Source organism: Pseudoalteromonas sp. GW168-MNA-CIBAN-0100 (assembly GCF_040309225.1).
GTDB lineage: Bacteria > Pseudomonadota > Gammaproteobacteria > Enterobacterales > Alteromonadaceae > Pseudoalteromonas > Pseudoalteromonas arctica.
Genome location: NZ_JBEOOL010000855.1, coordinates 1 through 251 on the forward strand (window position 1 = coordinate 1; position 251 = coordinate 251).

1 protein-coding gene is annotated in these 251 nt (G+C 42.2%); it reads left to right on the top strand.

What is annotated here, in order from left to right:
• A partial coding sequence (locus AAEY62_RS23720) for a YicC/YloC family endoribonuclease (RefSeq protein ID WP_350636910.1) occupies positions 1-251 on the top strand: 251 nt, incomplete at both ends.

The window sequence follows — 251 nt, forward strand, 5'->3', positions numbered from 1 at the left end:
TTCGTGAGCGCTTACGTAAACATTTACAACGCGGTAAAGTTGAAGTTTTCTTAAAGTTTGTAGCAAACCCTGCGCATGTTGGCGAGCTGTCAATAAATGAAGCACTTGCAGAGCAGCTAATAAATAGTGCTAAGTGGGTACAACAACACAGTGATGGTGACATTAACCCAGTTGATATACTACGCTGGCCTGGTGTTATGGAAGCACAAGAGCTTGATATGGATAGTGTAAATACTGCTCTTATTGCAGGC